General features: G+C 59.7%; 13 protein-coding genes. 12 read left to right on the top strand and 1 reads right to left on the bottom strand.

Annotation, left to right across the window (positions count from 1 at the left end; all coding sequences use genetic code 11):
- Positions 1 to 25: 25 nt before the first annotated feature.
- The 11 genes from ACFFT4_RS26270 to ACFFT4_RS26220 all read left to right on the top strand — a co-directional run bounded on the left by ACFFT4_RS26270 (position 26) and on the right by ACFFT4_RS26220 (position 13702).
- Entirely contained in the window at positions 26 to 892 is an 867-nt protein-coding gene (locus ACFFT4_RS26270; RefSeq protein ID WP_378051981.1) for a helix-turn-helix domain-containing protein, read from the top strand.
- Between the two features lie 136 nt (positions 893 to 1028).
- Positions 1029 to 2012, top strand: a complete 984-nt coding sequence (gene yunB, locus ACFFT4_RS26265; protein ID WP_378051979.1) for a sporulation protein YunB — start codon at positions 1029 to 1031, stop codon at positions 2010 to 2012.
- A 173-nt stretch (positions 2013 to 2185) separates the two neighbouring features.
- Positions 2186 to 4516 carry a helix-turn-helix domain-containing protein gene (locus ACFFT4_RS26260; RefSeq protein WP_378051977.1) on the top strand — a complete coding sequence of 777 codons (2331 nt, stop codon included), beginning with the start codon at positions 2186 to 2188 and terminating at the stop codon, positions 4514 to 4516.
- A 304-nt stretch (positions 4517 to 4820) separates the two neighbouring features.
- The gene (locus tag ACFFT4_RS26255) at positions 4821 to 5771 is read left to right on the top strand and encodes an ABC transporter permease (protein WP_378052014.1); all 951 of its coding nucleotides are present in this window, start codon (positions 4821 to 4823) and stop codon (positions 5769 to 5771) included.
- A 12-nt stretch (positions 5772 to 5783) separates the two neighbouring features.
- Positions 5784 to 6683, top strand: coding sequence for a carbohydrate ABC transporter permease (locus ACFFT4_RS26250; protein ID WP_378051976.1), 900 nt, complete (start codon positions 5784 to 5786; stop codon positions 6681 to 6683).
- 14 nt (positions 6684 to 6697) lie between these two features.
- Positions 6698 to 8392, top strand: a complete 1695-nt coding sequence (locus tag ACFFT4_RS26245) for an ABC transporter substrate-binding protein (RefSeq protein WP_378051975.1) — start codon at positions 6698 to 6700, stop codon at positions 8390 to 8392.
- Positions 8393 to 8417: 25 nt separating this feature from the next.
- Positions 8418 to 9785 carry an alpha-L-fucosidase gene (locus ACFFT4_RS26240; RefSeq protein ID WP_378051974.1) on the top strand — a complete coding sequence of 456 codons (1368 nt, stop codon included), beginning with the start codon at positions 8418 to 8420 and terminating at the stop codon, positions 9783 to 9785.
- Positions 9782 to 10255, top strand: a complete 474-nt coding sequence (locus tag ACFFT4_RS26235) for a RidA family protein (RefSeq protein WP_378051973.1) — start codon at positions 9782 to 9784, stop codon at positions 10253 to 10255. Before ACFFT4_RS26240 ends, ACFFT4_RS26235 begins: the two co-directional genes overlap by 4 nt.
- Positions 10252 to 11349 (top strand): alanine racemase, encoded by a 1098-nt coding sequence (locus ACFFT4_RS26230; RefSeq protein ID WP_378051972.1) that lies wholly within the window; start codon positions 10252 to 10254, stop codon positions 11347 to 11349. Before ACFFT4_RS26235 ends, ACFFT4_RS26230 begins: the two co-directional genes overlap by 4 nt.
- 98 nt (positions 11350 to 11447) lie before the next feature.
- Positions 11448 to 12647, top strand: a complete 1200-nt coding sequence (locus ACFFT4_RS26225; protein WP_378051971.1) for a M20 family metallopeptidase — start codon at positions 11448 to 11450, stop codon at positions 12645 to 12647.
- Complete coding sequence (locus tag ACFFT4_RS26220; protein ID WP_378051970.1) at positions 12644 to 13702, top strand: Gfo/Idh/MocA family protein; 1059 nt, start codon at positions 12644 to 12646, stop codon at positions 13700 to 13702. The genes ACFFT4_RS26225 and ACFFT4_RS26220 overlap by 4 nt, the downstream gene beginning before the upstream one ends.
- Before the next feature lie 218 nt (positions 13703 to 13920).
- On the opposite strand, the gene ACFFT4_RS26215 is transcribed toward ACFFT4_RS26220, so the two are convergent.
- On the bottom strand, positions 13921 to 14664 hold the full coding sequence (locus ACFFT4_RS26215) for a glycoside hydrolase family 16 protein (RefSeq protein WP_378051969.1): 744 nt from the start codon (positions 14662 to 14664) through the stop codon (positions 13921 to 13923).
- Between the two features lie 147 nt (positions 14665 to 14811).
- Between ACFFT4_RS26215 and ACFFT4_RS26210 the strand changes: the two genes are divergently transcribed.
- Complete coding sequence (locus ACFFT4_RS26210) at positions 14812 to 15732, top strand: ABC transporter permease (RefSeq protein ID WP_378051968.1); 921 nt, start codon at positions 14812 to 14814, stop codon at positions 15730 to 15732.
- Positions 15733 to 15736 lie beyond the last annotated feature (4 nt).

Here is a 15736-nt window from a genome sequence, read left to right as displayed (position 1 = left end):
TATTTTGTCCTGTGCGGGGGAGAACATGAAACGGCTATACTCGTCGGTTTCCTTTGAAGGCAAACGCATCGTCTGGGACTATCGGCTGCGCAGCGACGCGCCGTTCCAGGGCTATTACCATTGGCATCCGTGCTTCGAGCTGCTCTTCGTCCACGAAGGGGAGGGGACCGTGATCGTCAATCAGATCGCTTACGAGATCAAGCGCGGGATGCTGTTCGTGTTCCAGCCGTTTCATTTGCACAAAGTGTACCCCCGGCCGAGTCCGGAACAGCCTTATATTCGATCGAAGCTGCATTTCGTTCCCGAGGAGATGGCCGACGGAATGAAAGATTTCCCTCGGCGCTTCAATCTGCTGCAGCGGCTGTGGGAGGGGCAGGACACTCTGTGCGCATGGGATTTGCTGGAGCATGCCGAATATTTGGAGCAGCTGCTCCGACGGTACGATCGTCAGGGCGCGGCCAAGGGACATGCGTCGGAGGAGGACGACGTGCTGTTTCTGCTGCAGCTGCTCGGCGTCATGCAGGAGGCGGAAGGGAGCTTCGGGCACGACGCCGCCGCGGGGATCGTCCGCAGGCCGCTTCGTTATTCGGAGAAGATCATGCGCTGGATCGAGGGGCATTTTGCCGAAGAGATCGGCCTGGAACGGATCGCGGACGAGCTGCATCTGTCCAAGTCTTACGTGTCCCGCGTTTTTCGAACCGAGACGGGCGCCAGCCTGACCGATTACTTGACGGCGCGAAGGATCAAGCACGCCTGCCGGCTGCTGCAGACGACGACTTTGCCGGTGGAGCGAATCGGCGCCGAGGTCGGGCTGCCCGACGCGTCGTATTTCGTTCAATTGTTCAAGAAGGTGATCGGAACGACTCCGCTGAAGTACAGGAACCGGGCGTAAGCTGCAGAAGCCGAACCGGTGCGTGCCTCATCGGTTCAACTGTGCCGCTTCTTTTTGCCCGGCGGCAAGCATAAGCTTGAACCATGGAATCCCGGGGACGACCCTGCATAGGGGCTTACGTGGGGAGGGGCAAGCGATGCGGAAAAAATGGGGCAGAGGTTTTCAAATCAATAGTTTCGGTAACGGCTCGCCGTTCAAGTCGCTCAAGCCGCTTCCCCGCCGCTGGGGGAGGAAGGCGGTTTTTCCGCGGCTTGGAGCGTCTTCGCCCAGGCCCGCGCCGCGCAAGTGGGGGACGACGAGGCGTTTCTCCGCCGGGAGCGGCGGCTCCGGCTCGGGGTATGCGCCGGCCAAGCGATGGACAACGAAGCGCCAGGGGCCGAGAATGAAGCGCAAGCACTTATGGCTTGTCGCGCTGCTGCTGATCGCGCTGGCGGTCATCCAGGGCATGATCTTCCTGGACCGCGAGCTGCGGCAGCCGCTGATGTTTCTCGCCAAGGTGAAGGTGAACCAGTTGGCGACGGAGGCGATCAACGCGGCGATCAAGGCCGAATTCGCCCGCGCGGCCGAATCGGACAAAATGATTTCGTGGCGCACGAGCGACGACGGGAAAATCACGGGCTTCGAGCTCGATTACAAGCAGCAGATGGCCATTACGTCCAAAACGATCGAAGTCGTCGAACGTTCGCTCAAGGAGCATGAGGACGTGCCGGAGCGCATCCCGATCGGCCACGCGCTGAACAGTCCGCTGATTTCGTCCATCGGTCCGAGCGTGGCCATCAATTTCCATCCGGCAAGCGTCATTAAGGCGGAAGTGGGGCTGAATCAGACGGAGGCCGGCATCAATATGCTTCTCGTCGAAGTGTACGTGCGCATTCGCACGGAAATCGCCGTCGTAATCCCCTTCGACCGCGAGCCGGAAATCGTGGAGACGAAAATTCCGCTCTCCTACGCCCTTGTCGTCGGAGACGTGCCGTCCTACTATTACGACGGCAGCGGCAACCCGGTCGGCAGCGGCGCCTCCCAGGCTCCGGCGATCGCCCTGCCGCTGCCCGGCGCGGACGCGGCCCCGTCTCCCTCGCCCGCCCCTTCGCCGGATGCGGGAGACGGGGTGGAGCATTAGCAGAGAAAGACCCGCCTGCCGGATGGGCTGCAGCGTTTTTCCGGAGGCGGGGAGCCACTGTACGGCCCTTTTGACAATCGTTCGGCCGGTATACAATATTGCATATTTTGTTGCTTTCCCGATTGAAAGCGCTTAAAATAACGATTTGAGCGATAAACAAGGGGGAGCGGTTTATGGGCGTGAGTAAGCGGTTGGGACAAAAAACGTTGTTTGTTCATCTGATGATTCCCTACTTTTTGTTCATGCTGCTGGCGCTTTTTCTCGGGTGGCTGTTCTATAATCAGACCTACGACGTCGTCAAAAGCGAAGTGATGCGCAACAACATGCATCTGCTGGAGCAAGTCAAGGAAACGATGGACAGCCGGATGTCCGAAATGAATATGATCGCGATGCAGTTGTCCAGCAATCCAAGAGTGCAGAGTTTTCAGCGGGTAAGCGACCCGTTTAACGATACGACGACGTACAAGGTGCTGGAAACCCAGAAAAACCTGTACAGCTACAGCGCCTCCAACAACTTCGTGCTGGATTATTACTTGCTGTTCAAGAACAGCGATCTGGCCTTGTCCACCAATACGACCTACGAGCTGCCGGCGTTTTACGAGCATGTGCTTTCCTATGAAAACATGGATTACGCGACATGGCGGGAGGAACTGTTCGATACGTACCGCAATCGGGAGATCATGCAGACGGGGGCGGCGTCGTATCAGGGACGATCCTACGAGATGTTGACTTACGTCCAGTCCCTCGGTTATCCGGGGCATGTTCAAGGCGCTCTGATCGTGCTGGTCGACGCTCAGAATCTGAAATCGCTGCTATCCGGCGTGGATGTCTCCGACGGCGGCTGGGCGGCCATTGTCGACGAGAAGGGGAGGCTGGTCAGTTCGCTGTCGTCCGACGGCGGCGTGCCGGAAGTCGACGGCGACGACTATCCCGGAAAGTCAGGCATGATCGAGCCTTCCGCGGAGACGGGCGACCGGATGCTGACCTATATGAAATCGGAGTACAATGGCTGGAGCTACGTCGTGGCGCAGCCTCCGCATATCGTGCTGGGCAAGGTGTTTACGCTGAAGCAGCTTACGCTGACGATTCTGCTCGTGTTCGTCGCGATCGGCTTCGTGCTGGCGTATTTGTTCGCCAACCGGAGCGGAAAGCCGCTGGCCAGAATCGTGTCCATGCTGAAGGAGCGCCACGTCAGCGCGCAGCCGCAGCGGCCGAAGGATATGTACGGCTTTATCCAGCATTCGTTAAACCATTTGATTCACGACAACGACGAGCTTCAGCGGGAGATCGAACGGCAGTCTCCGCTGCTGTGGGAGACGTTTTTCCAGCGCTTGCTGAAGGGCGAGTTCATGACGATGAACGAGATCAACACCTTGCTGCAGCATCAGCGCATCGAGATTAACGGGATCGGCTACGCGGTGGGCATCGTTCACTTTCCCGTTCCGGGAGGCGAGCGAGGCGCCGACGCTTTAACGAAGCTGGACATCGAGCGGGTGCTGATCAAGGAAGCGCTCGGCGGATATTTGGGCGACGCCAAATACGTCCATAATCTGGCGGAGGACAAGCTTGCCCTGCTGTTCGTGGATTACGTCGGGGACGAGGCGCAATTTCGGCAGCGAACCCAGCGCGGCCTGACGGCGATTACGGAAGGCTTGGCCGCACGGGTGCAATCGAAGCTTCTCTTTGCCGTCGGGGGATTTCGTTCGTCGCTGCTGGACGTATCGGGGTCTTACGAGGAAGCACGCCAGTCTCTGTGCGCCTTGCGGGACGAAGAGGACGCGAAAATCGTCTGGTATGCCGATCTGCCCAACGAGCAGGCCGGTTTCTACTTCCCCGCGGACGCCGAAAGCCGTCTCATCAATTATACGAAGGCGGGAGAAACCTCGGAGGTTCGCCAACTGCTGGAATCGCTGTATCGGGAAAACTTCCAGCGGCGCCATTTGCCTCTGGCTATGCAGCAATTGTTTTTCTTCGAGGTCGTGAGCTGTCTCGTGAAGCTGCAGGACGAGCTGCTTCCGAGAACGCCGCTCGATATCAAGCAGCTGTTCCAGCAGTTTGCGGCGGGTGAAAGTCCGCATCTCGCGTACCGCTCCGTATCGGAACGGTTTCTGGAGGCGAGCGAAGAGGCGGACGGGCGCAAAAAAAGCCGCAACGTGAAGCTGATCGACGATATTCTCGCCTACGTCAACGAGCACTTCGGAGAAGCCGCACTTAATCTGGACGCCGTCGCGGATCGCATGAACATCTCCAAAGGGTACATGTCGCAATTTTTCAAAGAGCAGACGGGAATCAACTTCTCGGATTACCTGGAGAAGCGGCGGATGGACGAGGCGAAGCGCCTGCTGGGCGACACCTCGCTGCCGATCGGTTATATCGCGGAGCGGGTGGGCTATCAGTCGTCCAGCACGTTCTGCCGGGCGTTCAAGCGAAGCGGCGGGTTAAGCGCGACGTCCTATCGCGAATTTACACAGGGGAACATGGCGGTCAGCTCCGCCGAGGGTTGACAATTACCGAAGTCGGGCCAGGGCCGGTCGCCCTGGCTCTTTGTTTTCCTGCACTCTGCGGACCCGGAATCCCGCGTCGTTACATCAATCTGAGCAAATGCCAAAAGACCGGACAAACGACAAGCCCGCTTTCTGCAACATTGTATACGATCCTGCGCATTTCCAATTTACGGCCCGGGCGACATGGGCCTATGCTGGGAATACTCCGCTCGGCCGATGGACCGGTCATCGTTCGAGGCGGCAACCGAACCAGTGCAGGGAGGTGAACAGGGAAGTGAATGCAACGAACGCGGGCGCGGCGAAAATGCGAACGAAAGCCGATGCGGCACCTTCGCCGCTCAAGCGGTCTCCTTTCGTCAAGAAGCTCGTGAAGAGCTGGCAATTGTATGTTTTGATGGCGCTTCCATTTCTGTACCTGATCGTCTTCAAGTACGTGCCGATGTACGGGGCGCAGATCGCCTTCAAAAATTTCGTCGTGACCAAGGGGATATGGGGCAGCGACTGGGTCGGGCTGAAGCATTTCGAACGGTTCGTGAATTCCTATGACTTCTGGCGGATTTTGAAAAATACGTTGATTCTCAGTTTTTACAACTTGATCGCGGGGTTTCCGTTTCCGATTTTGCTCGCGCTCGGACTGAACTACTTGAGAAGCAACGCGTACAGGAAAGCGGTTCAGATGGTAACCTACGCGCCCCACTTCATTTCCGTGGTCGTCGTAGTAGGCATCATCAAGGAACTGCTCGATCCGCGGATCGGCATAGTCAACAAGCTTTTGGGGCTGCTCGGCATCGGGCCGATCAACTTCATGGGCGAGATCTCGATGTTCTCGTCCATCTATGTCTGGTCGGACGTCTGGCAGCACGTCGGCTTTAACTGCATTATCTTTATCGCCGCGCTGGCCGCCATCGATCCGGCGCAGCACGAGGCGGCGGTCGTGGACGGGGCGAGCAAACTTCGCCGGATGTGGCACATCGATCTGCCCGGCATCATGCCGATGGCGATCATTCTGCTCATTCTCAATACCGGCCACATTCTGGACGTTGGCTTCGAAAAGGTGCTGCTGCTGCAAAATCCGATCAACCTGAAGGCCTCGGAAATTATCGACACCTATGTGTACAAGGTCGGTTTGACCGCGCAAGTGGCCAATTATTCGTATTCGACGGCTATCGGGCTCTTCAAGTCCGTCATTAATTTGGCGCTGCTCCTGACCGTGAACAAACTTGCGCAGAAGACGAGGCAGGCAAGCCTGTGGTAGGAAGGTGAAATCTTGAACAGCTCGTTTCGCAATGAATCCTGGTCGGACAAATCGTTTACATGGATTAACGCAGCCGTAATCACCGTGCTGTTTCTGAGCGTGCTGTACCCGATCGTATATATCGTCAGCGCCTCGTTCAGCGATTCGCAGGCCGTTGTATCCGGGGAAGTATGGCTGTGGCCGGTTCGGCCGACGCTGGAGGGCTATTCCGCGGTCTTCCAATACGATCAGGTATGGACCGGCTTCAAAAACTCGCTGATCTATACCATCGTCGGTACGGCGATCAACGTGGGGATGACGGTGCTGGCGGCGTATCCGATGTCTCGCAAGGACTTTTTCGGCAAAAACTTGTTTATGATCGCGTTCATGTTCACGACCATGTTTACGGGCGGTCTCATTCCGAACTATTTGCTCGTTCGCGAGCTCGGCATGCTCGACACCGTCTGGGCGATGGTCATTCCCGGCGCCTTGACGGTCTGGAACGTCATTATTGCGCGCACCTATTTCCAGATGTCCATTCCGGACGAGCTGCTGGAAGCGGCCCAATTGGACGGCTGCAACGATTTTCAGTTCGTCTGGAAAATCGTCATTCGCCTGTCGGGACCGATTCTCGCCGTCATTACGCTGTACTACGCGGCGGGCAACTGGAATCAATATTTCAACGCCATGATTTACTTGAAATCCCAGGCACTGTACCCGCTGCAGCTGGTGCTCAAGGATATTCTCGTCAGCAACGACGTTGATTCCGCGCTGCTGTCCGGCGATCCGCTCGACGCGGCGAAGCGGGAAGCGCTGAAGACGCTGCTGAAGTTTTCGTTGATTGTTATTTCTACGTTGCCTTTGCTGCTGTTTTATCCCTTCGTGCAGAAATATTTGGTTAAAGGCGTTATGATCGGGTCACTAAAAGGATAAGGGGACGGTTACGAATGAAGATCAAAAAGATGGCGTTAACGTTGGTTTGCTGCTTGGCATTCACGGGATCGCTGGCGGCTTGCAGCGGCAAGTCGGAGACGAAAGAATCGCAGGGGGCGGCTTCCACGGCTTCCGTCGGAACGGGAGCGGCGGTGAACGACGCGGGCGCATTCCCGATCGTCGACGAGAAAATCACGCTCAAGGTCATGACCGCGGCCAATCCGGCGGTCGAAAACTTCGAGACGAACGAATTCACGAAGTATTTCGAAGAGCTGACGAACATTCACATCGAGTGGGAACTGGTTCCGACCAGCATGGCGGCGGAGAAGCTGAACCTGACGTTGGCGAGCGGCGACCTGCCGGACGTGATCATGATGATGGATGTCACGCCGGAGCAGCAGGCGCTGTACGGCGAGCAAGGCATTCTGCTGCCGCTTAACGACTATATCGAGAAGTACGGCGTCAACACGAAAAAGCTGTTCGAGGAAAGCCCGTTGGTCAAGCCGACGATCACCTCGGCCGACGGCAACATCTACGCGCTTCCGGCGCCCAACGAATGCTACCACTGCTCGATGCGTCAGAAGCTGTGGATTTACGAGCCTTGGCTGACCGCTCTCGGCTTGGAAATGCCGACGACAATCGACGAGTTCTACGAGGTGCTGAAAGCGTTCAAGACGCAGGATCCGAACAAAAACGGACAAGCCGATGAAATCCCGTTCTCGGGCGCGCCGCAGGTTGCGCAGACGTCTACGCTGACGACAAGCGTGGAAAATTTCCTGATGAACTCCTTTACGTACGCGCCATATACCCGGCTTTACGTCAATGAGGAAGACAAGGTCGACGTTCCATTCAACAAGGAGGGCTGGAAGGAAGGGCTTGCGTGCCTGCACAAGCTGTACAAGGAAGGCTTGATGGATCCGCAGGCGCTTACCCGCGACGCCGCGCAGCTCGTCCAATTGGGCGAAAACCCGGGCGTCGCCGTGCTGGGCGCGGCCTCCGGTCCGAATATGAGCGTCGTATCGCAGCTGAACGGGGCGAGCGGCAGATGGAAGGAATATGTCGCGGTACCGCCGCTTAAAGGACCGAACGGCGTACAGCTGACGCAATACGATCCGTATCAGGTCGCACCGGGCAAGTTCGTCATCACGAACGCGGCGAAAAATCCGGAAGCGGCGTTCCGCTTCGCCGACGCGCTCTACGATCGCGAGATGACGCTGCGTTCCACGATCGGCGAGCCGGACGTGGATTGGAGATGGGCGGAGTCCGGAGAGATCGGACTGAATGGAGAACCGGCCATCTATAAGGACGAATCGAAATTCGGCGTGACGCAAAACAAGCATTGGTCGCAAACGGGCATCGCTTATCGGCCGAACTCGCTTCGCCTGGGCGCGGTGGCCGACCCGGAAAACCCGCTGGAATCGATTCTGTACTCGGAGACGAAAAACAAGTACGAGCCGTACCGCGTCGAAGTGGAGACGGTGCTGCCTCCGCTGAACCTTACCGTCGATCAGTCGCAGGAAATCGCCGATTTGTCCAAGACGATCTACGATTACACGAACGAGATGATGGCGCGCTTCATTATCGGCGATGCCGGGCTGGAAGAGGAATGGGATAAATATTTGCAGACGCTGGAAAGCATGAACCTCCCCCGTTACCTGGAAATCTACCAAGAAGCCTACGAGGCGCGCAAAGCGGCCGTCGCAAACTGAACGACAAAAGGAAGGGTGCGCAAACATGACTAGACCAGCTTTCGAAGTTCCGGACAAATGGAAATGGTTTACGGAAAGCCGTTACGGCCTGTTTATCCACTGGGGGCCCTATGCGGAGCACGGACGGGGGGAACAGGTGCTGTTTCGGGAGCATCTGGACCAACAAGCTTACGCAGAACAAGCATGCCGCTGGAATCCCGAGCATTTCGACGCCGAGCTGTGGGCGTACCAAGCGAAGAAAGCCGGCTTTAAATACGCCTGCCTGACGACAAGGCATCACGACGGGTATTGTCTGTGGGACAGCGCGTATACCGACTATACAAGCGCCAAGCAGGCGCCGAAGCGGGATTTCGTGCGCGAATACGCGGAGGCGTTCCGCAAGGCCGGGCTGCGCGTCGGCCTCTACTATTCCTGGATCGACTGGCGGCTTCCGGCGTACTTCGAAGGCCCGCAAACCAATCCGGAGGGCTGGGCGAAGGTACGCGCATATTTGCACAACCAGGTCAAGGAACTGCTTACCGAATACGGGCGGATCGACCATTTCTTCTTCGACGGCGTCTGGCCGCGCAATGCCGACGATCTGGGCAGCGTCGAGCTTGTTGAGGAGATGCGCAAGCTGCAGCCCAACATTCTGATCAACAACCGGCTCGGCTATTCGAAGGCGCACGACGGCTATCGCGCGGACGGCGGCGTCGGAGCCGGCGATTCGGAGACGCTCGGGGACTTCGGCACGCCGGAGCACCTGATTGTCACCGACAGCAAGCGGCTGTGGGAATCGTGCCAGGTGACGACGTGGCGGCTCTGGAGCCACGTGTTCGGCGAGCGCTGGCGTCCCGCGGACTACCTGCTCGATATGCTGTGCGAATGCGCAGAGAAAGGGGGGGCGCACGGCGGCAACCTGCTGCTGAACGTAGGGCCGCAGGCGGACGGTCTGTTCCCTCCGGAGTTTCTGCAACGCGCCGACGAGATCGGACGCTGGCTTGAGGTGCACGGCGAAGCGATCTACGGCAGCGACGGCGGCTCCGTGACGGAGTTTATTACACGGGGCCGCCAGACGACCCGGGGCGACAATCTGTATTTGATTATTCGGTTCTGGGACGGACGGCCGCAGCTGAGACTGGCCGATCTGGTCGCGAAGGTGCGCGAGGTGACGCTGCTGACGACCGGGCAGAAACTGCCGTTCCGCCAGGAGGGCGACGAGCTGATCATCGACGGCTTGCCGAAAGAAGCGCCAACCCGCCTGTTCCCGGTCATCCGCGTGACCTGGGACGGACGGCCCGCGGCTAACCAGTGGGGCCGGGAGCGCCTCTGGGAAGGCGATCCCGCCCGCGTCGCCGAATGGGCGCGTCGACAGCGCGGAGAATCCGTCTACGTCGACGGGGCGGAGAGATGACGGCGGGCCGCATCGAACGCCGGCTGGACGAGCTGGGCATCCGCTTGGGGGCGGTGCCCCCGGCCGTGGCGACATACGTGCCGGCGAAGACGGTTGGCAGCCTGGTGTATACGTCGGGGAACGACTGCCGCGTCGACGGCGTGCTGATGCTTGCGGGCAAAGTCGGCTCGGATCTGACAGTGGAGCAGGGCTACGCCGCGGCCAGACAGGTCGCGATCAATTTGCTGGCCGTGCTAAAGGAGCATCTGGGCGAGCTGGATCGAATCAAGCAGGTCGTCAAAATGCTGGCGTTCGTCAATAGCGCGGACGGCTTTACACGCCAGCCGTTCGTCATTAACGGCGCGTCCGACCTTCTCGTCGAGGTGTTCGGCGAGAAGGGCAGACACGCGCGCTCGGCGCTGGCGGCCAACGAGCTTCCGTTCGATACGCCGGTCGAGATCGAGCTGATCGTCGAGGTGGAGGAAGCGTGAGCGCATTGGCGGAGCTTCCGACGCCGGCGGTCTACGTCGATCTGGATATCCTGGAAGGGAACATTGCGGCCATGGCCGAGCGGCTGAAAGCGCGAGGCCTCTTCCATCGTCCGCATCTGAAATCGCACAAATCGGTCGCGGTGGCCCGCAGGCAATTGGCGGCCGGCGCGATCGGCGTGACGGCCGCCAAGCTCTCCGAAGCGGAAGTCTTCGTCTCGGCAGGCATTCCGAATCTCCTGCTGGCCTATCCGATCGTCGGCGCCGACAAGCTGGACCGATTCAAGGCTTTGCATGCGAAGACGGATATGCTGGTCACCGCGGACAGCCTGACGGCTGCGGAAGGCTTGTCCGCGGTCGGCGTCGCGACCGGCAAGCCGGTGTCCGTGCTGATCGAGATCGACGGAGGACTGCATCGCAGCGGGCTTCAGCCGGGCGGAGACGCGCTGCGGTTCGCCCTGGAGGCTCGGGAGCTGCCCGGTCTCAAGATTCGCGGGTTGATGGGGTACTTCGGCAACGTCTACAAGCATGCGCACGGACCGGACATGGCCCGGGCGGTCAGGGAAGAGGCCGCGACGATGGCGGCGACCGCGAGGCTGTTCCGGGAGAACGGCGTCGCCGCCGATATCGTCAGCACGGGCTCGACCCCAGCCGGCATGTACGCGGAAGCGCTGGAGGGCGTGACCGAGGTGCGCGCGGGCAATTACGTCTTCTTCGACGCCTCGGGCGTCGGTATTGGAATGGCGGCGGAGAGCGAATGCGCGCTGCGCGTCGTCGCAACCGTCGTCAGCGTGCCGGTGCCGGGAAGGGCGACAATCGACGCGGGCACGAAGACGCTGACGAGCGATCGGGCGCACCGGCGGGACGGCTTCGGCATCGCGGTCGGGCTGCCGGAGGTGACCATCGCGGGATTAAACGAGGAGCACGGCTTCCTGCAATTCGATCCGGCGCGCATCCGGCTTCGGGTCGGCGACCGGGTGGAGCTGATCCCGAACCATGCTTGCGTGCTCCCCAATCTGCTGGACCGCATCGCCGGCGTTCGTTCGGGCGAGGTGGTGGAATGGCTGATCGTCGACGCGCGCGGCTGCAGTACGTAAGACGGGCCGGACGGGAGAACCGTTCGGCAAGGAAACGCGTATAACGGCCAAGCGGCGGGTCGCGGGCCCGCCGCTTGGCGAATGAAGGGGACGACGGAATGAAGCGGTTGGCGAATTTGAAGATCGATCCCGGCGAGGTCGATGCGGTGCTGCGGGACTTGGTGGCGATTCCGAGCGTCAATCCCGCTTTCGCCGGCGGGACGGGAGAAGCGGGCGTCGCCGCTTACGCGGCCGACTATTTGCGCCGGAACGGCGCGCTCGTCGAGGAGCAGCCCGTCCTGCCGGGGCGCAGCAACGTGCTGGGCCGCCTGCCCGCCTCCGAAGACGGGCCGATGCTCTTGCTGGAGGCGCATATGGATACGGTGCAGACGACCGGCATGACCGTCGATCCGTTCGCCGGACGAATCGAAGACGGCCGGCTGTACGGGCGCGGGGCATGCGACACGAAAGCTTCGCTGGCCGCGATGCTCGTCGCCGTCGGTACGCTGGGGAGAAGCGGAGGCTCGCTTCCTACCGGCGTTCATCTGGCCGCCGTCGTGGACGAGGAAGTGGAATATCGCGGCGTCTCGGTGCTGGCGGGCGCCATCTCTGCCGGACGGCTGAGGGTCGACGCCGCCGTCGTCGGGGAGCCGACGGAGCTGCATCGCGTTGTCGCCCACAAGGGCTGCGTCCGATTCCATATCGAGGTTCGCGGAATGTCTGGCCACAGCTCGGAGCCGGCGAAAGGGATCAACGCGATTCAGAGCATGGCGGAGGTTCTCTCCTTCCTGCGCAATGAGATAGAACCCGGCTACGAGGCGCTTCGGCATGCCTGGGTCGGGCCCCCGACGCATTGCGTCAGCGAGATCGTCGGCGGCGACGCTCCCAATACGATTCCGGGCTTCTGCCGGGTGACCGTGGATCGCAGAACCGTGCCCGGAGAAGATCCGCTGGCGGTGCGGGCCGCGCTCGAGGAACGGCTGCACGGGTTGGCCCGGAGAACGCCGGGGCTGTCGCTGACGGTCGGCAAGCCCTTCATTGTCGACTACGCGATGGAGGTCGATCCGCGGTCGCCGATCGTCAGGCGGTTGGAGGCGGCGACGGAGAAGTTCGCGGCGGGCAAGCGCAATCTGGGCGCGGCCTACGGCACGGACGCGAGCAAGCTGGCGCGCGTCGGCGTCCCGACCGTCGTCTTCGGGCCGGGCTCCATCGCGCAGGCGCATACGAGCGACGAATGGGTGTCGCTCGCGGAGACAAGAACCGCGGCGGCGACGCTGCTGGATTTGATCGTTCATTACAGAGAGGATGAAGAGACATGACGCAAGCCAGAATCGGAATCGTCGGCGTCGGCACGATCTCGGAGCTGCATTTGAACGCCTACCGGGCCAACGCGGACGCGGATATCCGCGCGATCTGCGATATTAACGAGGGGCGTGCGCGGGAGACGGCGGTCCGCTTCGGGGCGCCCGGGTTTTATACGGATTACCGGGAGATGTTCGCTTCGGGGGAGCTCGACGCCGTCAGCATCTGCACCTGGAACAATACGCACGAGCCGATCGCCGTCGCGGCGCTGGAGGCCGGGCTGGACGTTCTCGTCGAGAAGCCGCTCAGTACCACGGTCGAGGCCGCGCTGCGCATCGAGGAGGCGGTTAGAGCCAGCGGACGCAAGCTTCAGGTCGGCTACGTCCGCCGATACGACGGCAACGCGCAGCTCGTCAAGCAGTTCGCCGATCGGGGAGAATTCGGCGAATTTTATTACGCCCATGCTTCCAGCATCCGCAGAATCGGCAATCCGGGCGGCTGGTTCGCGGACAAAAGCCGGTCGGGAGGCGGTCCGGTCATCGACATCGGCGTCCATGTCCTCGATCTGATCTGGTATTTGATGGGGAGGCCGAAGGTAAAGTCGATCTCCGCGAACGCTTATAGCAGGCTCGGCAACCGCGCGAACATTAAGCATTTGTCCGCTTACCGGACGGCCGATTACGACGCTTCCCGCAATTCGGTGGAGGATATGGCCAACGCGCTGATCCGCTTCGAGAACGGAGCTTCACTGATGTTGGAGGCAAGCTTTACGCTCCACGCCAAGGAGAACAAGACGACGATTCGGCTTCACGGCGACAAGGGCGGCGTGGAGATCGATCCGCAGCTGATCTTCGCGCTCGAGAAGCACGATACGATTCTGAACGTCACACCGCAGACCGACCACCCGGGCTTCCATCTGGAGAGCGCGTTCCAGAACGAGATCGACCACTTCGTCGATTGCGTGCTGAACGACCGGCAACCGCTTAGTCCCGTATCCGACGGCGTGGAGATGATGAAGATTCTGTGCGGTATTTACGAGTCGGCGGAGAAGGGCGAGGAGATTCGCTTTTAGTCGCACCGAAAGATGATCGATGGGAAAAGAAGAAGCATCTATCTCCTGGAGACTGCCTCATACGTTCCTGAAATGACCCATTTACGGGTTTACCAGTTCAAAATTTCAGGATCGTATAGCAGCGGAAGGCGATAGATGCGACTTGCAACCATTCATCGATCATCTTTTTGTACGACTTTCTTTATTTTATGGGGCAGCCCCTCATCGGCGGCCAAGGCCTACTCGTAAAGCCAAATGCCGGATACCGTCATGACCCCCGGAAGCGCGGCCTCGTCCACCGGCACGTTGTCGAACCAGCCGCCGACGGCCAGGTTGAGCACCAGGTAGAACGGCTGGTCGAACGGCATAACGCCCGGCTCCAGGGGCCGCTCGGCATAGCAGTGCCCGTCCACCAGCCAGCGGATGGAGCTTTCGTTCCATTCAAGCCCGTAATCGCGATATTCGTTGATCGTTCCGTTTTCCAGCTCGTAGGAGGATTCATCGGTCACTTTATGGTCCCAATCCTTCCCGTAGTGCAGCGTGCCGGACACTTGTCGGGGCAGGCGCCCTCTGGCCTCCATCATGTCGATCTCTCCGGAAGCGGGCCACTCGCCGTACGCTTTGTCCTGCGGAAGCAGCCAGATGGCGGGCCACAGCCCGTCTCCTGCCGGCAGCTTGGCGCGGACGACCAGCTTGCCGTAGCGAAAGGAAAAGCGGTCTCTCGTATCGATCCGCGCGGATGTATAAGCGAAGCTGCGCCCGTCTTTCTCTACGGTTTCGCGGCGCGCGCACAGGTTCAGCCCCGATTCGTCGAGATACAGGTTGCCGGGATTTCCCGTGTAGAACTGCCGTTCTCCGTTGCCCCACCCCGGATCTATCGGTTTGCCCTCGTCGTCCAGCAGGTCGTTGCCCAGACGAATATTCCACAAATTCAAATCGGCCCCGCCGCTGCGGAAATCCTGCTGCCACACCAGCTTGTTCATCCTTCGCACCCCTCTCCGTGATATTCCCAGAATACTGAATTTCGCAGACGAGTCAAACGAATCCAAAAAAATGGGATGGCTTCAAAAACGGAGGCCTTTTTTTCGCGCGTCCGTTTTTTTACGATGGAAGAGAAGGAGGCAGGCAAGATGGGCCAACGCAAAACCGGACAGATGAAAGCGTTTTTTAGGCAGTGGCAGTTGCAAAGCATGGTGGTTCCCGGCATCGTCTGGATGTTCGTCTTTTGCTACATTCCGATGTTATGGCTCATTATTGCTTTTATGGATTACAGCATTGCCAAGCCGATGCTGCAATCTCCCTTGGTCGGCTTGAAGCATTTCGAGGCGTTCGTCTCGGACGATCGTTTCTGGCGCTCCATCCGCAACACGCTCGGGATGAGCGCGATCAAGCTGGCGCTGGGCTTTCCGATCCCGATTCTGTTCGCCCTGCTGCTGAACGAAATTCGCAACCTTCGATTTAAGCGCACGGTGCAGACGATTTCGTATCTGCCGCACTTTATCGCCTGGACGATCTTCGGCGGCATTATGCTCAACTGGATGGGCGAGGGCGGCGTCGTCAACCAACTGCTGGTCGGGCTGGGGCTGCAGGAGCGCGAGATTTTGTATATCAGCGATCCGAAGTATTTCTGGTGGATCACCTATTTCTCCGACACGCTCAAGGAAACCGGCTGGAGCGCGATCATCTACATCGCCGCGATCTCCGGCGTCGATCCCGGCTTGTACGAGGCGGCGGAGCTGGACGGGGCCAACCGCTGGCAGCGGATGTGGCATATTACGATTCAATGCATACGCCCGACCATCGCCATCTTGTTTATTCTCGCGGTCGCAGGCATGCTCGGCAGCAACTTCGACCAGATTTTCATGCTCAAGAACAACATGAACCTGAAGATGGCCGAAAGCCTGGACCTGTACGTGTACAATATGGGTCTCGTGTCCGGTCGCCACTCCTTCTCGACGGCCGTGCTGTTTGCCCGTTCCATCGTGGCGTTGGCGCTGCTGTTCATGGCGAACTCCGCTTCCAAAAAGCTTAGCGGCGAAGGCATTTTCTGATAAG

The sequence above is a fragment of the Cohnella cellulosilytica genome (assembly GCF_042431195.1).
Classification (GTDB): domain Bacteria; phylum Bacillota; class Bacilli; order Paenibacillales; family Paenibacillaceae; genus Cohnella; species Cohnella cellulosilytica.
The sequence above is the reverse complement of the archived record's forward strand: the minus strand, read 5'-3'. Positions and strand labels throughout refer to the sequence as shown.